Origin of the sequence: Cyanobacterium sp. Dongsha4 (genome assembly GCF_036345015.1) — a bacterium.
In the GTDB taxonomy this organism is placed as follows: domain Bacteria; phylum Cyanobacteriota; class Cyanobacteriia; order Cyanobacteriales; family Cyanobacteriaceae; genus PCC-10605.
Genome location: NZ_CP084098.1, coordinates 590,913 through 610,128, shown reverse-complemented (window position 1 = coordinate 610,128; position 19,216 = coordinate 590,913). Strand labels below are relative to the sequence as shown.

General features: G+C 32.6%; 17 protein-coding genes. 11 read left to right on the top strand and 6 right to left on the bottom strand.

The window, feature by feature from the left end:
• Window positions 1–69 precede the first annotated feature (69 nt).
• The 5 genes from Dongsha4_RS02675 to Dongsha4_RS02655 form a co-directional block, all read right to left on the bottom strand.
• Window positions 70–408, bottom strand: a complete 339-nt coding sequence (locus tag Dongsha4_RS02675; RefSeq protein ID WP_330204222.1) for a rhodanese-like domain-containing protein — start codon at window positions 406–408, stop codon at window positions 70–72.
• Between the two features lie 36 nt (window positions 409–444).
• On the bottom strand, window positions 445–1,782 hold the full coding sequence (locus Dongsha4_RS02670) for a cytochrome c biogenesis protein (RefSeq protein WP_330204221.1): 1,338 nt from the start codon (window positions 1,780–1,782) through the stop codon (window positions 445–447).
• 99 nt (window positions 1,783–1,881) lie between these two features.
• Complete coding sequence (locus Dongsha4_RS02665; RefSeq protein ID WP_330204220.1) at window positions 1,882–2,640, bottom strand: tetratricopeptide repeat protein; 759 nt, start codon at window positions 2,638–2,640, stop codon at window positions 1,882–1,884.
• A gap of 33 nt (window positions 2,641–2,673) precedes the next feature.
• Window positions 2,674–3,165 (bottom strand): DUF3122 domain-containing protein, encoded by a 492-nt coding sequence (locus Dongsha4_RS02660; RefSeq protein WP_330204219.1) that lies wholly within the window; start codon window positions 3,163–3,165, stop codon window positions 2,674–2,676.
• 187 nt (window positions 3,166–3,352) lie between these two features.
• Window positions 3,353–5,587, bottom strand: a complete 2,235-nt coding sequence (locus Dongsha4_RS02655) for an FdhF/YdeP family oxidoreductase (protein ID WP_425590776.1) — start codon at window positions 5,585–5,587, stop codon at window positions 3,353–3,355.
• Between the two features lie 177 nt (window positions 5,588–5,764).
• On the opposite strand from Dongsha4_RS02655, the gene Dongsha4_RS02650 reads away from it, so the two are divergent.
• The 9 genes from Dongsha4_RS02650 to Dongsha4_RS02610 all read left to right on the top strand — a co-directional run bounded on the left by Dongsha4_RS02650 (window position 5,765) and on the right by Dongsha4_RS02610 (window position 16,165).
• Window positions 5,765–6,466, top strand: a complete 702-nt coding sequence (locus Dongsha4_RS02650) for a hypothetical protein (protein ID WP_330204217.1) — start codon at window positions 5,765–5,767, stop codon at window positions 6,464–6,466.
• 129 nt (window positions 6,467–6,595) lie between these two features.
• On the top strand, window positions 6,596–7,660 hold the full coding sequence (locus tag Dongsha4_RS02645) for a hemolysin family protein (RefSeq protein ID WP_330204216.1): 1,065 nt from the start codon (window positions 6,596–6,598) through the stop codon (window positions 7,658–7,660).
• Window positions 7,661–7,944: 284 nt separating this feature from the next.
• Window positions 7,945–9,687 carry a two-component system response regulator gene (locus Dongsha4_RS02640; RefSeq protein WP_330204215.1) on the top strand — a complete coding sequence of 581 codons (1,743 nt, stop codon included), beginning with the start codon at window positions 7,945–7,947 and terminating at the stop codon, window positions 9,685–9,687.
• Window positions 9,688–9,758: 71 nt separating this feature from the next.
• Window positions 9,759–11,081 (top strand): glycosyltransferase family 4 protein, encoded by a 1,323-nt coding sequence (locus tag Dongsha4_RS02635; RefSeq protein ID WP_330204214.1) that lies wholly within the window; start codon window positions 9,759–9,761, stop codon window positions 11,079–11,081.
• The gene (gene crtA, locus Dongsha4_RS02630) at window positions 11,065–11,967 is read left to right on the top strand and encodes a cyanoexosortase A (RefSeq protein WP_330204213.1); all 903 of its coding nucleotides are present in this window, start codon (window positions 11,065–11,067) and stop codon (window positions 11,965–11,967) included. Before Dongsha4_RS02635 ends, crtA begins: the two co-directional genes overlap by 17 nt.
• A gap of 101 nt (window positions 11,968–12,068) precedes the next feature.
• Window positions 12,069–13,046 carry a hopanoid-associated sugar epimerase gene (hpnA, locus tag Dongsha4_RS02625; protein ID WP_330204212.1) on the top strand — a complete coding sequence of 326 codons (978 nt, stop codon included), beginning with the start codon at window positions 12,069–12,071 and terminating at the stop codon, window positions 13,044–13,046.
• Between the two features lie 127 nt (window positions 13,047–13,173).
• Window positions 13,174–13,866: a photosystem II repair protein Psb32 gene (psb32, locus tag Dongsha4_RS02620; RefSeq protein ID WP_330204211.1), complete on the top strand. Its 693-nt coding sequence runs from the start codon at window positions 13,174–13,176 to the stop codon at window positions 13,864–13,866.
• Window positions 13,867–13,934: 68 nt separating this feature from the next.
• Window positions 13,935–14,189, top strand: coding sequence for a DUF6761 family protein (locus Dongsha4_RS02615; protein ID WP_015219099.1), 255 nt, complete (start codon window positions 13,935–13,937; stop codon window positions 14,187–14,189).
• A gap of 434 nt (window positions 14,190–14,623) precedes the next feature.
• Entirely contained in the window at window positions 14,624–16,165 is a 1,542-nt protein-coding gene (locus Dongsha4_RS02610) for a phosphomannomutase/phosphoglucomutase (RefSeq protein ID WP_330204210.1), read from the top strand.
• A gap of 100 nt (window positions 16,166–16,265) precedes the next feature.
• Here the strand turns inward: Dongsha4_RS02610 and Dongsha4_RS02605 are convergent, their stop codons facing one another.
• A complete protein-coding gene (locus tag Dongsha4_RS02605) occupies window positions 16,266–17,720 on the bottom strand; it encodes a TolC family protein (RefSeq protein WP_330204209.1) in 1,455 nt (484 codons plus the stop codon).
• 253 nt (window positions 17,721–17,973) lie between these two features.
• On the opposite strand from Dongsha4_RS02605, the gene Dongsha4_RS02600 reads away from it, so the two are divergent.
• Entirely contained in the window at window positions 17,974–18,540 is a 567-nt protein-coding gene (locus tag Dongsha4_RS02600; protein ID WP_330204208.1) for a Uma2 family endonuclease, read from the top strand.
• Between the two features lie 31 nt (window positions 18,541–18,571).
• A complete protein-coding gene (locus Dongsha4_RS02595; protein WP_330204207.1) occupies window positions 18,572–19,138 on the top strand; it encodes a Uma2 family endonuclease in 567 nt (188 codons plus the stop codon).
• Window positions 19,139–19,216: the final 78 nt, after the last annotated feature.

The window sequence follows — 19,216 nt, the reverse complement described above, 5'->3', positions numbered from 1 at the left end:
GCCTCTTGCCTCGTCTTAATTACTAATTCCTAATTACTAATTGCCTTTGCCTATTCCCTTTTCTTAAAATCAATAACGATTAATAGTATTATCTACATAGATAGAATAAGCATCAATACCGCCTATGACATTTTTTACATTTTTGAATCCTTGGGCAACTAACCATTGACACATATTTGCCGATCGAATACCATGATGACAAATAACAATCGTCTCTAATTCAGGGTTAAATTCTTCCTTAATTTTATTCGCCCACTGTTCATATTTACTTAAGGGTAAAAGTTTAAATGGGGGTATAGAAGCTATTTGGGCTTCCATTTCTTCTCTCACATCAATCAGTTGAATAGCTTGATTTTCTTCTGCTAAAATTTGAGCTAACTCTTGAACATTAATACTGTCAAAATTCATATTATTTTTTACTAATAAATTTAAGAGAAAATAAAATTATAATTGTTCTAATATGTTGTACATTTCTTTCTCAAAAGCTACTTGAGCCCGATTGGTTTTTCCTCCAATAAAGAACCGATTTCCTTCTTGTAAAGCCCATACTTGTGAAAATGAAATATAACTCATAATGACACCAATCATCAATAAAGCGAAGCCAAAATAAACTATTGGCACACCGGGATCTGATTTAATTTGTAAACCAGTTGCTCCCACTAATTGTAAAACTTTTAAATTAATACCGTTCACTTCCACAGGCATATTAGGACGAATAGCGTTAATTAATTCTCCTTGCATATTATATAAAAACATCGTACCTTGTAAATCTTTTGTTATTAAAGAAACTCCTTCACTTAAATCAGGTTTTATAGGAATCCAAGTACCCCAAATTCTACCTTGATTTTCTGTGGCTAATTCTGCCATAGGTAATTGAAATATAGGACTATTATTAAGTTGAACTTTTACCCCTGAAATACTCCAACTGGTTTGATAAAAAGTGATTCCTTGATACCTTAATGGTTGATTAACAAAAATGGTTTTTCGTTTTACTTCTTCCCCTTGTTTATTAATTACAGATAAGTCGGAATAAAATTGATCAACCTTTCCTTCTGGGGTGTAATCTATCCAAAAGTCATTGACTTTAACTTGAAAAGATTGAGGTTTTTCTAAATCAGTTAATTTTCCCGCTTCTAAGTAGTTTTTAATGGTAAAAGTATTGCCACTAGCAATCATTTCTTGGGCAAAAAAACCAGAAAACGCTCCCCAAATAGCACCTAATAAAATAATAATCATGCCCAGATGAACAATAATGGGGCCAACTCTTCCTGCGATTCCTTTTTGGGCATAAATAGAATTATCACTACTAAAAACTTTATAACCTTTATTGTTAAGGATTGACTCTATTGTGTTAAGAGATTCAGTGCTAATTTCTGCACTAAATGCCAGTTTATTAAACTGTCTAGGTTGATGGTAAAAATGACCTATTTTAGCTGATTTTAATGCGGGTAATTGTCTTCTAAATGTACAAGCAATTAAACTACTACCAAAGAGAAATAATATAGCTAAATACCACCACGTTGTATAAACATGATTTAATCCTATATTTAACAATACTTGCCATGTTAAAAACCCAAATAAAGCAGGATTTTCAGGGTAGTTTTCTTGATAATAATTAATGGGTTGATTTTGTTCAATAATTGTGCCAGTGATACTAAAAATGGCAATAACTAGAAGAAGAATAATGGCTAAACGTAAATCCGCAATAGTTGATATTAGACGACGAAAATATAAATCAAATTTTCCTTTGATAGATAAATTATTATAATTAGATACGCTCATAATAAATACAATAAAAATTTGCTCACCAAATACCTAGATAATTAAACTTCTGCACATTACGCAATTATTCAATTATTCTTAAGTAAAATTAATTACGCTTTAGCAAGATTTAGTTGTAATTAATTGCTGATAATGTAAGGCTTGGCTTTTATTTCCAAGTATTTGATGATATTGTGCTAACTTATAGTATATATCCTCAGTATCCTCTCCCATTTCTTCCAACTGAGAATAAAATACGATCGCATCTTGATAGAGACACTGAATTTCTGCAAGAGTTGCTAACTGTTTTAAAGTCCAATAATCGGAGGGCTTAATTTCAAGAGCTTTTTGATAACTATACCTTGCGTTTTGCCATTGATGTAATTTTTGTTGGCATACCCCCTGCCAGTAGTAACTCCAATAATCATGGGGGCGAATTTTTAGGGCTTGTTGTAAGTAGTGAAGAGATAATAAATATTTTTTTTGAGCGTAATAGGCTTTGGCTAAATGATATATTGACCAATAATCTTCGGGTTTATTTTTAAGAGCATTAAAAAAGCAAATAATAGATTCTTGATAGTTTTCTAGCTTTTCTTGCCAAATACAGCCTTGATTATACCATGCCCAATAATTATTATTTTTAATTTCACAGGCTTTTTTATAACTATTTATTGCTTCTAAAAAAGAGTTTATTTCCTCAAGAATTTGACCACGATAATACCAAGAATAATAATCCTGTTGATAATATTGTAAAGCGCGATCGAAGCTATAGAGAGCCTCCAGAAACAAACCTTGACACTTCAATTCTTTTGCCTGTTGAAACCAACCCCGAAAAGAATCAGGACGAGACTCTAAAACTTGGTGATGAAGGGCAACCATAAAAAAACACTCCCATCATTATATTATATTTAACTATAAATCAGACAGCGATCGCCATTCCACAATTATAGCCGCAGGAATAGTCAAAGAAAGATCATCAGGTAAAGACAACTCTATATAATCGGTAGGAGAAAGCTGAGAAATAATCGGCATAAAATCATATTCTCCCACATTAGGGGCAGGGGATTGCTCTGCAAATTTGTCTTCCGCAAATAAAATTTTACCCTGATTAAAAGTTATTTTCAAAGGTTGAGGATGCTTAAAAGTAACAACATCAGGAAAAGCCACCAAGCGTAAATCAACAGTCTTTACTTCTCCATTTTTCGCACGTTGAAAAAAGACTACCTGCCACGAATTACCCTGATTATCACGTAAAGTATGACGAGACTGGGTTAAAAATTGTTGGGGGGCTTCTTCTATTTGACGAGTCAAAGCAAATGTATTATGAGGAAAAAAACATAACCCCAGCAAACAGATAAAAATGATAACTAAAGTAGAAGTTAATTTTTGCCAAAAGTACAACATAAGCTCAATTAAATAATGGTTGATGAAAAATTGGTGTCAAGAAGATAGATAAGAAAGTAAAAAGCAACAACGGGCAACAGGTAAGGGTTTAAATTATTTTCAAGAATTAATAAAAATAATAAAAAAAGTAAGTTTAATGCGTCTTACCTTATCCCACTTGGGTTAGTTATTTTAGTTATTGTCGGGCTTATTTATAAACAAAAACAGGAACTCTTTTATAAGCAGGAGTGCCACAACGAGGATCAATTTTCGCTTTAAATAAAACATTTGCTTCAGGATAAAACATAAAAGCAACCCCCTGCAAAATTTCTCCTGCAACTATTTCCACATTCATTAACTCTCCTCCATCACCTTTTACATTTACCCTTTGATGGGCTTGAAAACCAGCTTTTTTAATGTCCTCCCTATTCATTAAGATACAGTGACGATGGGGCATTCCCCGATATTTATCTTCAGTTTTATAAACAACGGTATTATGTTGTCCATAGCCTCTACCTGAACCCAAAATTAAAACAATTCCTTTTTTATTATTATCCTCATCGAAATATATTTGCTCAGGAATAGTTAAGACTGGTAAAGGAGTTACTTGCATTTGTGCTTTACCAGAAAGAGTATTGAAATGGGGTTCAGAAAAAATGCGCCCTTCAATGGTAAATTCAGTTTTTGTCTGATCAATTTCTCCTATTTTTTGATAACCCGGAATAGCTTTAGCAATTAATTGACGAATATAACTGGTATCTTGCAGTTTACGCCAGTTTAAAGGATTTTCCCCATGTAAACGGTGGGCAATTTCGGTAATTAATTCTATTTCGGAGATTAAATCGGTTTCGGGGGAAGTAAGATGAGTTGTACCCGATTCATTTAATCTAACAAAGTTATTTCCTGATTCTGTGGTGGTGGCGTGAGGATTTTCAAAACGGTTAAAAACTGGCAATATAAGGGTATTTTCCTCAGCTAAACCGTGAAAATGTCCAAGATTGGGTTTGGTTGCTACATAAAAAATAGTATTAATGTTTCCTAACGCTCGTTTTGCTTGAGTTAAATCGGGATTAGCGGCATAAAGATTTCCCCCTAAACAAAAAAGAGTATCTATATTTCCTTCATCGGCGGCGGTAATTAAAGCACGGGCATCATAACCTTTAGTTTCTGGTAAGGATTGATTGAGTATTTGAGTTAGGGCTTTTTTTATTGGCTCACTTAATCTAATGGTAACTCCCATTGAGCCAAATCCCTGTACGTTAGAATGTCCTCTAATGGGCATTGTGCCTGTGCCTACTTTTCCTGCATTGCCTGTTACTAACGCTGTATTGGCAATACTTTTGACGTTATCAACTCCATTTATGTGGTGAGTAATGCCCATCGCCCAAGCAAAAACTACTTTATCGGCACTGCCGATGGTATAAGCAACTTCTTCTATTTCTTCTTTTGATAAGCCACAGGTGTTAGTAATAGTTTGCCAAGGGGTATTTTGAGCATGATTGATAATTTCTTCCCAACCTTGGGTATATTTTTTCAAATAATCAAAATCAACTAAATTTTGTTCTAGTAAGGATTTTTGAATACCCACAAAAACAGCCACATCACTGCCGGGGATAGGTTGTAAATAGAGGGTAGAAATTTCTGAACCCCCTTTAAGTAAAGATTTAATGGGAAAAGCAGGAGAAGCAAATTTGACTAAACCAACTTCAATTTGAGGGTTAATGATAATAACTTTACCGCCTTTGTCTCGAATTTTGATTAATTCATTCATGAGGCGAGGATGATTTGCAGGTGCGTTTGAACCCACTAAAACCACACAATCGGATTGTTTCAGACTTTCTAGGTTTACCATTGATGTGCCACTACCAAAAACTTCTTTTAAGCCAACGGTTGAAGGGGCATGGCATAAATCGGAACAGTCGGCTAAATTATTACTACCATTAGCTCTCATCATCAATTGTAAAAGAAAAGCGGCTTCATTAGATGATCTGCCTGAGCTATAACTAGCTACTCTTTCCGGGGGTTGACGAAAGGCTTGGGTTGCAATGTCATAAACTTCTTGCCAACTAATTCTTTCATAGTGACTATTTCCCTTTCTTAAAATAACAGGATAGGTTAATCTACCGAGACGATCGCACCCTTGAGAATCTAATTTTTGTAAATCTTCTATAGTATATTGAGAGAAAAAATCCCCTTTTATCCCTTCTTGTAACTCAGATGCGATCGCTTCTACACTTTTAGCACATCTTTGTAAATATTCTCCTGCTTCATTGACAAAACCACCTTTTTGACCACCTGTACCCCAAGCACAGGACAAACAACTACTTTTATGGTTCAACTTTTCCCAAATTTTAACCCCTTGAGGAGAAACACTTTTTTCTAGCCAATATTGAATAACGGGTAAACCACCACCAGCAGAGGGAGAATTAGTTGATTTAGTCATAGTCAATAGTTAAGTAAATTTTAAACCGCAGTTTATACTAATTATAAATAGAGAGAAAGGGGAAAGAGGTGTCAGAATATAAAAACTTGAGGTGTCGGGGAGAAACGAGTTAGGAGTTAGGGGATTAGAAGAAACTAATAGTAAAATTTCTAACATAGATTATCAGTTTATATAACAATGAGAAACAGAAGAGCCAGAAAAATAAGTAACCCCAGTCAAAATTTAGATTCTTTCTTAGACATTCTGACTAACACCGTAGGGGTATTAATGTTTATTGGTTTATTTGTAAGTTTGTTGGCGGTAGAAGCAGGTACAGTTATTCGCACTCCTTTACGTTCGGAAACAAACAAGATACCTAATTTTTTTGAAGTGAGAGATAACAAAATATTTTATGTCAGCGATCCTCAAATTAGTCAAGAAATAGATCAAGTTATTGCCACTTTACCTCGTTGTTCTGATCCAAATATACCCAATGATATTCCCGATTATCTCTATAGTTTTTATCTTCAAGAAATTCAAGAATATCAGGCTTGTGTTAATTCAAGGGAACAAAAATTAAAAAATTTTTACTACAGTAACCAAGATTATCAAGTTACCATTAGTGAACAAGGATCAATTATTTACCAGCCACTAGCGACTTCTGCTGGTGAAAACACCAAAGAGTTAATGGCGACAGATTCCGACTATGGTAATATTTTAAAACAGTTAGATCCACAAATAAACTATGTTGCTTTCTTAGTACGTCCCGACAGTTTTGAGGCATTCCGTATGGCAAGACAAAAAGCAAGAAGTATGGGTTATGAAGTCGGTTGGATACCTTTCACAGAAGATAGAGTGATTTCTTTTGGTTCTGGAGGGCGTTCTGTGGGGGTACAATAAATATTTATTGGGGGATTAGGAGATTGAGTTTTGGGAAAATTTTTATCAATAGTTTAGAAATTTCTACTCTCTACTTCTCCCTTTAACCATGATTAATAATATTTGATCCTAACTCTTAACTCCTTTATAATGTTCAACTTATTCATTTCTGTCATTATTGTTTTAGCTGGTTCTGCTTTTTGCTCTCTAACTGAAACTGTGCTTCTATCTGTTTCTGATATAAAAGTAAAACAGTGGGCTCAGTCAAAAAAGTCTTCCGCCTTGGTTTTGTTACAAATTAAAAAGAAAATGAGTCGCCCTATAGCTGCGATCGTTATTCTCAATAATATCTTTAATATTGTAGGTAGTATCATAATTGGTACTTTCACCACACAGGCTTTAGGCAGTAAATGGTTAGGAGTTTTTTCTGCTATTTTAACTTTTTTAATTATTATATTTGGCGAAATAATCCCCAAGACTCTGGGACAAAGATATGCTGATAATATTGCTTTATGGTTAGCTTTTCCCACTAAATTTTTAGCCTTTATTTTAAATCCTTTAGTATGGTTGATGGAAAAAATAACAGAACCTTTAACTAAGGGTAAAGTATTGCCTACAACCAACGAAATGGAAATTAAGCTATTAACTAATATTGGTAGTAATGAGGGCGTAATTGAGGCAGATGAAGCAGAAATGATTAATAGAGTTTTTCATCTTAATGATTTATCTGCTTATGATTTAATGACTCCTAGAATTATTATTACTTATTTAAAAGGGGATTTAACTTTAAGTGAATGTCAGGATATAATTATTAAGTCTGAACATAGTCGAATTTTAGTCGTTCAAGATTCCATTGATGATGTTTTAGGAATAGCTTTTAAGAATGAATTATTAACCGCAGTTATTAAGGGTAAAGGGTCAGAAAAAATTGCTAATTTAGCCAAAAATGTTAACTTTGTACCTGAAACTATTAGGGCGGATCATTTATTGAAAAATTTTCAGGAATTACGACAACATTTGATGGTAGTAATTGACGAGTATGGAGGCGTTTCTGGAGTAGTAACACTAGAGGATGTATTAGAAGTTCTAACGGGTGATATTGTCGATGAAACAGATAAAACCGTTAATATGAGAGAAATTGCTAGAAGAAAAAGGGAAAGACTCTTAATTTCTAAAGGTATTGAGGATTTTTCTAGTTTTAACCACGTTAGCTAGAGATATGCCAATTAAAAAGTTTTGTAAAGAATAGTCTTAAATATTATTATTTTTAAATCTTAAATAAGGAAACTAATTTATTATATTGTTAGAGGATAAAAAATTCAAAGTAATTGTTTGATTTTATAACTAAATTTCAATATAGTTAAAGTCTTTTCTTAAAAGTAATAAAAAAGTCAATAAATCAATCATTAAATTAGAAATAGAATGAATGTGTGATTTTAATTTTAATTATAGCTTTCACGTTGTCATCAATATATCAATAGCCAGAAAAAACTAAAACTATGAACATTCCCGTTAAAATTTTCATCATAGAAGATGAAGTTATTGCCGCTGAGAGTCTTAAGTTGGACTTAGAAAACTTAGGTTATCAAGTAATCGGAAAAGCAAACAGTCAGGAAAAAGTATTACCAAAAATTAAAGAAAATAGACCTGATTTAATTTTAATGGATATAAGAATTAAGGGTGATATTGATGGCATCGAATTGGCAAAAAAAATTAATCAAATCATATGTGTTCCAGTTATTTATTTAACTGCTTATGCTGATGAAAAAACTTTGAATAGGGCAATGGAAACCTCTCCTTATGGCTATATTGTTAAGCCTTATAAAACTGAAGATTTAGCTACAACTATTCGTGTTGCATTACAAAAATATAATCAGATAAATCATATTACCCATCAATTGACATCTCAGCAGGAAAGACTTAATTTTATCTCAAAATATGATGAATTAACTCAATTGCCAAATCAGCTATCTTTGGTGGAAAATTTTAATGGTATTTTAGAGTTATTTTATCAAAAATTAAATTCTCAAGTGGACTTAGATATTGATAACAAATCTCAATTTATTCCTCTACTATATTTGAATTTTGGTCGATTTTATTTAATTCGAGATGAGTTAGGACAAGACCTTGCTAATATGTTATTTAAGGCTTTGGTAAAAAGATTAAAGGCTAACTTAAATGAGGATTATATATTAACAAGATTAGATGGAGATGATTTTGCGTTAATTGTTCCTCCTATCAAAACTAAACAAATAGCAATCGATTTAGCAACTAATTTATTAGAAAAAATCACTCCACCATTTATTTATAAGCAACAGGAAATATATATAGATTTTAAAATAGGAATTAGTTTATATCCTATTCATGGAGAAAATATAGATCAACTGTTATATAAAGCAAAAGAAGCAGTGAAAGATTTGGAACAAAATCAATATAAAATCTACTCTCCTGCTTTTCATAGTTTTACTGCAAAACAGGTAAGTTTAGAGGCAAAATTACACAATGCTTTAAATAATCAAGAATTAGAAATTTATTATCAACCTCTAGTTGAAATGAAAACTAATAAAATTTTTGGTGCTGAGGCTTTGTTGAGATGGAATAATCCTGAAGATAAATACATTTCTCCTGAAATTTTTATTCCTTTAGCAGAAGAGATAGGTATCATTGAAACTATTAATGATTGGATTTTAAATACTGCTTGTGAAGAATTTAATTATCTACATAAAAATTTTAAATCTGATTTACAACTATCTATTAATCTTTCAAAAAGACAGTTTGATCAAGATTATTTAGAACAAAAAATATTAAAAATTCTGGCAGATAATTATTTTAATCCTTCTTTATTACAAATAGAAATAAGTGAAAATTTCTTAGTTAATAATCATCAAGTGGCTTCACGTAAGTTGAAAAAATTGCATAACATAGGTTTAAAAATTGCGATCGATGATTTTGGTACTGGTTATTCTTCTTTGGGATATTTACAGAATTTAGATTTTGATATTTTAAAGCTCGATCGCATCTTTATCAACAAAATTGAAAATAATCAAAAAAATGCCACTATTACAAAATCTTTAATAGAAATGGCTCATGAATTAAACTTAAAAATTATTGCAGAAGGAGTAGAAACAGAGCCAGAACTCTCATTTTTACATAAAAATAACTGCGATTATTATCAAGGTTACTTATTCAGTCGTGCTTTACCCTTCCAGCAATTTAAAGAGTTATTAGAAATTAATATTTAATTTTAATATGTATTGTTTAAAAATATTTGTAGAATTAGAATGACAATAACTATAGAAATTTTTTGAATAGTATGAGAGTTTTAATTCTATCTGAACACGCCTCTCTTAAATTTGGAGGTGAAGCGGCTTTACCATTACACTATTTTAGAGTTTTAAGACAAAGAAAAATAGATGTATGGATGATTGTTCATGAAAGGACAAAGAGTGAATTAAGTAAAATTTTTGCAGATGATTTAGACAGAATATTCTTTATCAAAGATTCATTTTTACACAAATTATTATTCTTTTTAGGTAAACCTTTGCCCTCAAGAATTTCTTATTTTACTTTTGGCTTTTTATTGAGAATACTAACTCAAGTTAGTCAAAAAAAACTGGCAAAATCTTTAATTAAAAAGCATCAAATTGATATTACTCATCAACCTATTCCAGTTTCTCCAAAAGAACCATCTATGATATATGATATGGGAGTACCTGTTATTATTGGTCCGATGAATGGAGGAATGAATTATCCTGAAGGCTTTAAAAAGAGAGAATCATCTTGGATTAATTTATTCGTTGGCTTAGGACGTAATTTTTCTAATTTTACTAATACAATCATTCCGGGTAAATTGAAGGCTGATTTGCTTTTAGTTGCTAATGAAAGAACTAAAAATGCTTTACCCCAATGTCTGGAAAATAAACAGATTATTGAATTAGTTGAAAATGGTGTTGACTTGTCAATTTGGCAACAAGAAATTGAGACAAACTTTCATGCTACAAAAAAAGATTTACAAGAGATAAAAATTATTTATTTAGGAAGATTAGTTTCATGGAAAGGGGTTGATTTACTTTTAGTGGCTTTCAAAAATTTAATTACTATACTTTCAGAATATAAAATAACATTAGAAATTATTGGTGATGGCAAAGAAATATCTAGTTTAGAAAAACAAGCTCAATCTTTAGGATTAAGAATTGATAATAATGATAATTCCGTTTCCAGTAAAATTGTTTTTCAAGGACAATTATCACAAAAAGATTGTGCACAACATTTAAAAAGTGCGGATATGATGGTTTTGCCTAGTCTTTATGAATGTGGTGGAGCAGTTGTTTTAGAAGCAATGGCAATGAAAATTCCTGTTATTGCAACTAATTGGGGCGGTCCTGCCGATTACCTCGATGAAACCTGTGGTATTTTAGTCAGTCCAGATTCCCAAATTTCCTTTATTGATAATATAACTCAAGCCATGAAAAAACTCATTCTTGATCCAGATTTAAGAAAATCTATGGGGGAAATGGGTTATAACAAAGTAATTAGTCAATTTGACTGGGAAAAAAAAGTCGATCGAATTTTAGAAATTTATCACAATGTAAGACAAAAAGATGAGTCAAAATTATATTATGAACAAACAAATTAACATCCCTCGACTGATTATGGGGATTATTCCGATAATATTTGCAACTATAAACCTATTTCTTTTATGGAAAGCAGAAGATTCCGCTCAATTTGGCTTAAGTGCATTATTTTTCCTCGGAGTGGGCTCTATGATTTGGGATCGTCGAAAAAAACTAAACTTACAAACGACTTTACCTGCTTTATTTTTAGGGGCGATAATTTTACTGTTTGTCCTTTCTAAAAGCGGTATGGGGGTACACATTACTAAACACGCAGACATACAAAGAATTTTACCCTTTTTTATCGGATTAGGTTGTGCTTTGATTGCTTCTGGTTTTCAAGGATTAAAACAATTCAAATCCGAGTTAATTATTCTTTTTTTCTTGGGTATTCCATCTTTTATTTTAACTTGGCTGATAGATCAAGGAATAGTTAATATCGCTATTTTTACCGCCTCTACTACTGCTTTTTTACTATCCTATCTTGGATTTTCTGTTAACTTACAAGGAGTATATATTCATTTACCTACTGGTAGCGTTGAAGTTAATACCGCTTGTGCAGGAGTTGACTTAATTTGTTATATGTTAGGTTTGTCGGTTTTAGCTGTAGAAATGTTCCCGATAAAGAAAAAATATAACTTGTTAATTATTTTAGGTGCGATTATTCTTGCATTTTTTGTAAATGCCATTAGAGTAGGATTAATGGCTATTCTCGTGGCAAAAGGTAACAATGAGGCTTTTGATTATTTACATGAAGGGGATGGTTCTTTAGTTTTTGGTATGATTGCTGTATTAATATTTGGTGGTTTTTACTGGTTATTAATGAACTATAATGATCAACCGAAAAACAATATTAAAAATAATAATATTGCCAGTTTAGACAATTTTTTTGAGGGTGACAGTTTTTGAATAAAATATGTTTAATTATAATAAATATAATCCAAATAATAATACTTAAAGCCTCTCTATAAGAGGTTATTTTTTTGTTAATTTATCTAATTTTAATTATTATGAAAGGAAAAGTTTTTGTTACTGGTGCAACAGGTTTTGTTGGTGCTAATTTAGTAATATTATTGTTGCAAGAAAATTATCAGGTAAGAGCTTTAGTAAGAAAAAATGCAGATTTAACGAATGTTCAGAATTTAGATATTGAATTAGTAGAAGGAAGTTTAAATGACGAAAATCTACATCAAAAAATGATAGGTTGTAATTATTTATTTCATGTTGCCGCTCTCTATTCTCTTTGGTCAAAAGATAAAGAATTGTTATATCAAACTAATGTTTTGGGGACAAAAAATGTTTTTCATGCCGCTCGAAAGGCAAAAATACAACGTACTATTTACACAAGTTCAGTGGCGGCAATTGGAGTCAGAAAAGATGGTATTTTAGCCGATGAAAATTATCAATCTCCTGTAGAAAATTTAATTGGTAATTATAAGAAATCTAAATATTATGCGGAGCAAGAAGCCCATTTAGCCATCAAATCAGGACAAGATATTGTCATAGTAAATCCGAGTACTCCCATTGGTGCTTATGATTTAAAACCGACTCCCACGGGAGAAATTATTGTGAGATTTTTAAGGGGAAAAATGCCGGGTTTTGTAAATACTGGTTTAAATTTTATTGATGTTCAAGATGTAGCAAAAGGACATATTTTAGCTTTAGAAAAAGGTAAAACTGGGGAGCGATATATTTTGGGAAACCAAAACTTAACTTTAGCAGAATTTCTCGAAAAACTAGCAAAAATAACTAATAAATCTGCTCCAAAAATTCAATTTCCTGTGTGGTTTCCTTTAGCTATTGCCTATTTAGATGAGTATGTTTTGGGTAAATTAGGGAAAAATCCCTCCGTGGCAGTAGAAGCGGTAAAAATGTCTAGTCAGTATATGTTTTATGATTCTCAGAAGGCTGTAAAAGAATTAGGTTTACCTCAAACTAATATAGACAAAGCTATTGGAGACGCAGTTAACTGGTTTAATTTTTCCTGAAATAGAAGAAATAGGTATTTATATCCTCAAGGGTGAAATGATCTAAAAAAACCCTGAAAAATTATTAATGAGCGGTTATAACATGAGATAATTAAATCATTATTTTCAGATTAGGAGCAATTATTTTATGAATAAAATCAAATATATATTTGCCTGTTTTTGTCTTTCCCTTCTATTGCTTTTTAATGTGGGAATCAACACTGCTTTTGCTACGGGGGTATATGATTTACCTGTAATTAATGCAGGGGAAGATGTTTGGGTTTATGATGATGCGGATGCCATTAGTCGAGCTACGGAGGGAAAATTAACCTCTATGTTACAAGATTTGGCTCAAGATACTGGTAATGAAGTACGAATGGTTGTAATTAATCGTCTTGATTATGGTCAAACTATCGACTCTTTAGCGACTGAGCTTTTCCAGACATGGTATCCTAACCCAGAGTCAGCAAAAAATCAAACTTTGGTAGTGGTTGATACTCTTAGTAATAAAGGTGCGATCGCATCTGGAGATGGAGTGAGCAATTTATTAACCCCAGAAATTAGCGAAAGTTTAGTAAAAGAAACCTTGCCTTATTCCCTTAAAGACTTACAGTATAATCAGGCTTTAATTTCTGCAGGCGATCGCCTTGTAGCTGTTTTGTCTGGACAAGATGACCCCGGAGCCCCTCAAGTAGAACAAATCAGCATAGAGGGGACTTTTACCACTGCAGAAGAAACAGATGATCGTAGTGCTACTATTTGGACAATAGTATTGTTAGTCTTAGCAACAGTTATTCCAATGGTGACATATTTCTGGTATGTGGGATTCCCCGGTAATTAAGTTACAATGAAATTAAGAGAAGTTTAAAACTTCAATTTGCCAAAAATAAAAATTCAACCCAAAGAACAATGTTAACAGATCCTTTTGCCATCCGATACTATCAAAAATTAACTGATGGAATGGTGGATTTATGGCATAGAGGTAGTCGTTATGAAGAACTACGTATTTATATGGAGGGGTATTTAGCTTGTCTCCGTCAAACTAATGTTATCGAAGGCTACCTCATCCACCGTTTAGAAGAAGAGGCATATCGTTTTCTGCGAGACCCTTCTAATTTTGAACTAATGGCGACTCAAATGCAACCAGAAACAGATTATTACTAACCTTATTAAGTTTTTTAAAACGTCATTTGTTGTGCCAATTTAGATCATTTTTAATTTTTGGTCATCCTAAGTGGAAAATTTTTCTACCGATTTAATTCATTTTTTTATCAATCAAATTTTCGCAAAATTTATAGCAAATTAAAAAGTTTATATTAGTCGATAATTTTCAGTTGATTGTGGTTTTATTTAATCATTCTTCAACTGGAATTATTTTTTGTGTGAGAAAAGGTATTTGTTGAGAGTGTTAGGATATTGGAGTTTCTTTGAAGGGGAGACACAGAGGGGTTTGCCTCTTGCCTTGTCTTAATTGTTTATTACTAATTGAAATTTATCTTTCGATATGGATAATTTGTCGCTCACCATAAAGAGAATTGCTATAAGTTAAATAAGTCTCAGATTATCAACAAAGGATTAATCATCTGGAGGATTTTATTATGGTTAACTGGCAAAAATTACAAAATGGTTCAGATATAAGGGGAGTGGCTTTAGAGGGAATTGAGGCAGAAGAAGTTAATTTAACTCCAGACGTAGTCAAAACGTTAGGAAAAGCATTTACTCAATGGCTACAACAAAAAACAGAGAAGAAATTAAATCAATTAGTCATTTCTATTGGTAGAGATAGTCGTTTATCGGGAGATGTTTTAGCTCAAGCTGTGACACTAGGTATTACTAGCTTAGGGGCAAAAGTTCTTAACTTTGATTTATGTTCAACCCCTGCTATGTTTATGAGTTGCATTACGGAGGGTTTTAATTGTGATGGTGCGATTATGCTCACTGCTAGTCATTTGCCTTTTAATCGTAATGGATTGAAATTTTTTACCCCTGATGGTGGTTTAGAAAAGCAGAATATAGCTGATATTTTAGCCATCGCAGAAAAAAATGTTTTTTTGGAAACTAATGAGGAAACAGAGGTAGAAAATCACGATTTTATTTCCGTTTATAGTAACTTATTCGTTGAGAAAATTCGATCGCACGTTAACCACCCTCAACACTTTGAGCAACCCTTAAAAGGCTTAAAAATTATTGTCGATGCAGGAAATGGTGCAGGAGGTTTTTACGCCGAAAAAGTATTAAAACCATTAGGGGCGGATATAAATGGAAGTCAATTTTTAGAACCTGATGGAAATTTTCCTAATCATATTCCTAACCCTGAAAATAAAGAAGCAATGGCTTCTATTGCCCAAGCAGTAATCGATAATCAAGCCGACTTTGGTATTATTTTTGACACAGATGTCGATCGCTCCGCCGCCGTAGATAGTCAGGGAAAGGAGTTGAATCGTAATCGTTTAATTGCCTTAATTAGCTCAATTATATTGAAAGAACATCCCCACTCAACTATTGTCACCGACTCTATTACCTCCGATGGTTTAACGAAATTCATAGAAGATTTAGGAGGAAAACATCATCGCTTTAAAAGAGGTTATAAGAACGTAATTAATGAATCTCTGAGGTTAAATAAAGTGGGCGAAGAATCATGGGTTGCGATCGAAACTTCAGGCCATGCCGCCTTAAAAGAAAACTATTTTCTTGATGATGGAGCTTATTTAGTCACGAAATTATTGATTGAATTAGCAAAATTACGCTTAAAAGGACAAAATTTAACAGATTTAATCTCAAATCTCATTGAACCCATAGAAAGCGAAGAATTTAGACTAAAAATCAATGTGGAAGATTTCCAAAACTACGGCAATAATGTAATTGATAAACTGGGATTTTATGTAGAAAATCAAGCCGACTGGGAAATTGTCACTCCCAACTATGAAGGCATTAGAGTTAGCTGTTCATCCCCAGAAGAACAAGGATGGTTTTTACTAAGATTATCATTACACGATCCAGTTATCCCCCTTAATATTGAAACCAATGTCCAAGGAGGAGTAAACAAAATCGCTTCTCGGTTAACTGTCTTTTTCCAAGAATTTTCTCATCTTGACTTATCTGTATTTGACAGTAATGGGTTTAAGGGTTCTGAGTGTTGAGGATTTAGGGTGTTAGAGTGTTGGGGTATTAGGGGGAAATTTATTTTTTATCTTAACTCCGAACTCCGAACTCGAATGATTGCCCCTTTCCTAATTCTGACTATCTCACCTCAAAAAGTTTATTGTCAGGTAAATTACTGACTGCTCTTTGTAATTCATTCAAAGATTGATTATAACCAATAATAGCTTGGAGGAAATTTCCCCTAGCTTCGGTTAAACTTCTTTGGGCATTAATAACATCCGTTTGTGTACCAACTCCCGCTTGAAAACGTAATCTTGCTAAACGTAAACTTTCCACCGCCGTAGTAACAGCCGTTTCTGTGGTAGAAATATTTTCTTTGTTAGCAATCATATTGTTATAGGCAGTTTCAATATTAAGGCGAATTTCATCCCTCTGCTTGGCAAAATTAGTTTCATCAATTTCAATGTTTCTGGTTTCTACATCTGCCCTTGCACTTGCTTCTCCACCGTCAAAAATCTCCCAGTTAAGTCTTGCCCCAACGTTGTAACCGTTAGCATAACCTGTATTGTCAAAGGTATCTGTAAAAGTGTTGGTGAAGTTATAGTTAGCAAATAAATTAACACTAGGGCGAGTGGCGGCAAGGGCTATTTCTCTGTCTTGCTCATTAATCTCTCTTTGCACCAATAGTTGTTGTAATTCCGCCCTATTTTTATAAGCCATAACAATACTTTGTTCTAAATCATAAGGCCATTGTCCATTTTCTTTGATCTCATCGGCGGCGGTTAATTCCACATTTTGACCTACACTTAGCACTTGTGCTAAATTTCGACGAGCATTTCTTTGTTCTGCGATCGCCCTAGTTAATGCTTGGTTCGCATTGGCTAAATCTACTTCTGCTTGTAACACATCAAAGCGAGTTCCTAATCCAGCTTGTTCCAATAACTGAGCATCTCTCAAGGTTTGGGAAAAATCTTCGATGGCCGCTTGAGCAATGGCAACTTGAGCATCAGCATTTTGTAATTCATAATAGGCATTTGTTGCCCGAAACCTAACATCCTCAGAAATACGCTCAACTTCTAACTGATTAAGATAAACTTCCCTGCTAGAACGAGCAATATTTGCATTACGACGACCACCATCATACACATTGTAACTTAACTCAATTTGTCCTAATAAGAGACTGCGATCGCGCATAATGAAGTCATCTCCACCAGGAGTATCATCACCCCTTTGATTAAACTCTAATTGACCATTAAGAGTCGGTAATTGAGTCGCTAAAGAAGCATTTAAACTATCTCTTGATCTATCTAATTGTAACCTTGCCACTTGTAAATCCTTATTATTATTCAACGCAATTTCAATGGCTTGATTTAAAGTTACAGGCTGTTGTTCTTCAATTTCTACCTCCTGAGTTTTAGTGGGAAAAAGAAGGGGATTACCACTAGAATTAAATTTGTCTGTTGATTGAACTTGAGCAGAAGAGGGATTTTGAGGAGAAGTATTAGTTTCAACATCTTGAGCTTGAGAGGGTGTTACACAACTCAATAGTAAATAGGTAGTCAATAACAGAGAAGAACGTTTTTTGGAATACATTTTTTATATAAAGGTAAGATTACTTTTAGCAATTCGATTATAAGTAATTTTATATTAGAATAATCAGACATAAATTATATAGCAGTTCTATTCTAAGTCACGTCATTTTCAGTTCAAGTTCTAAGGTCAGATTTTGTACTTAAGGCTTTAAGATTCGCCATTCGGAGTTAGCAGTGTAGATTTAACGGTAAAAATAAATAAGAGACTGTGACAAAAAATTACGATAGATTAATTTTAAATAAAGAGAAAAATCATGGCTACTATCTTAAATTTAAACTCAATTACTTCATTAAATCGAGAGCAATTTTATCAACTTTGCATTAATAATCCCGAATTACAATTAGAAAGAAATCCTCAAGGAGAATTAATTATTATGTCCCCTGTTGGTGGTGAGAGTGGAAAAAAAGAAGCCAATTTAATTCTTGATATTGCTTTATGGAATCGTCAAAAAAAACTGGGAGAAGTATTTAGTTCATCTACTATTTTTAGTTTACCAAATGGAGGCGATCGCAGTCCAGATGTTGCGTGGGTATCTTTGGCAAAATGGGAAAAACTAACGGAAAAAGAAAGAGAAGGATTCCCCCCAATATGCCCTGATTTTGTAATTGAATTAAGGTCAAAAACCGATAGGCTTAAACCACTACAAGAAAAAATGCAGGAGTATTTAGACTCAGGATTACAACTAGGATGGCTTATTAATCCACAGGATAAAACTGTAGAAATTTATCGTTCTAATCAATCAGTAGAAGTGCTAAAAATGCCTATTAATTTATCAGGAGAAAATATCTTACCAGACTTAAATATTAATCTTGATTATTAAATTAATAAATTATCAAATTATATAAAAAATCATGAATACTATATTAAATTTGAACTCAATTACTGCCTTAAATCGAGAGCAATTTTATCAACTTTGTATTAATAATCCCGAATTACAATTAGAAAGAAATTCTCAAGGAGAATTAATTATTATGTCCCCTGTTGGTGGTGAAAGTGGTGAAAAAGAAGCTAATTTAATTACAGATATTAATAACTGGAATCGACAGAAAAAATTAGGAAAAGTATTTAGTTCATCTACTATTTTTAGTTTACCAAATGGAGGCGATCGCAGTCCAGATGTTGCGTGGGTATCTTTGGCAAAATGGGAAAAACTAACGGAAAAAGAAAGAGAAGGATTCCCCCCAATATGCCCTGATTTTGTAATTGAATTAAGGTCAAAAACCGATAGGCTTAAACCACTACAAGAAAAAATGCAGGAGTATTTAGACTCAGGATTACAACTAGGATGGCTTATTAATCCACAGGATAAAACTGTAGAAATTTATAGTCCTAATCAATCAGTAGAAGTGCTAAAAATGCCTATTAATTTATCAGGAGAAAATATCTTACCAGACTTAAATATTAATCTTGATTATTAATATATTTTCTTGAGTTAATACTAAGCATAAAAAGATAAAATATTAATTGATCTTTTGTTTCTTATCATAAAAAATTAT

Bases quoted from the DNA above. Each gene is read 5' to 3' on its own strand.
- Dongsha4_RS02665 (WP_330204220.1), bottom strand. From the start codon at position 2,640: ATGGTTGCCCTTCATCACCAAGTTTTAGAGTCTCGTCCTGATTCTTTT.
- Dongsha4_RS02675 (WP_330204222.1), bottom strand. From the start codon at position 408: ATGAATTTTGACAGTATTAATGTTCAAGAGTTAGCTCAAATTTTAGCA.
- Dongsha4_RS02595 (WP_330204207.1), top strand. From the start codon at position 18,572: ATGAATACTATATTAAATTTGAACTCAATTACTGCCTTAAATCGAGAG.
- Dongsha4_RS02640 (WP_330204215.1), top strand. From the start codon at position 7,945: ATGAACATTCCCGTTAAAATTTTCATCATAGAAGATGAAGTTATTGCC.
- Dongsha4_RS02645 (WP_330204216.1), top strand. From the start codon at position 6,596: ATGTTCAACTTATTCATTTCTGTCATTATTGTTTTAGCTGGTTCTGCT.
- Dongsha4_RS02605 (WP_330204209.1), bottom strand. From the start codon at position 17,720: ATGTATTCCAAAAAACGTTCTTCTCTGTTATTGACTACCTATTTACTA.
- Dongsha4_RS02650 (WP_330204217.1), top strand. From the start codon at position 5,765: ATGAGAAACAGAAGAGCCAGAAAAATAAGTAACCCCAGTCAAAATTTA.
- Dongsha4_RS02655 (WP_425590776.1), bottom strand. From the start codon at position 5,587: ATGACTAAATCAACTAATTCTCCCTCTGCTGGTGGTGGTTTACCCGTT.
- crtA (WP_330204213.1), top strand. From the start codon at position 11,065: ATGAACAAACAAATTAACATCCCTCGACTGATTATGGGGATTATTCCG.
- Dongsha4_RS02660 (WP_330204219.1), bottom strand. From the start codon at position 3,165: ATGTTGTACTTTTGGCAAAAATTAACTTCTACTTTAGTTATCATTTTT.
- hpnA (WP_330204212.1), top strand. From the start codon at position 12,069: ATGAAAGGAAAAGTTTTTGTTACTGGTGCAACAGGTTTTGTTGGTGCT.
- Dongsha4_RS02615 (WP_015219099.1), top strand. From the start codon at position 13,935: ATGTTAACAGATCCTTTTGCCATCCGATACTATCAAAAATTAACTGAT.
- psb32 (WP_330204211.1), top strand. From the start codon at position 13,174: ATGAATAAAATCAAATATATATTTGCCTGTTTTTGTCTTTCCCTTCTA.
- Dongsha4_RS02635 (WP_330204214.1), top strand. From the start codon at position 9,759: ATGAGAGTTTTAATTCTATCTGAACACGCCTCTCTTAAATTTGGAGGT.
- Dongsha4_RS02600 (WP_330204208.1), top strand. From the start codon at position 17,974: ATGGCTACTATCTTAAATTTAAACTCAATTACTTCATTAAATCGAGAG.
- Dongsha4_RS02670 (WP_330204221.1), bottom strand. From the start codon at position 1,782: ATGAGCGTATCTAATTATAATAATTTATCTATCAAAGGAAAATTTGAT.
- Dongsha4_RS02610 (WP_330204210.1), top strand. From the start codon at position 14,624: ATGGTTAACTGGCAAAAATTACAAAATGGTTCAGATATAAGGGGAGTG.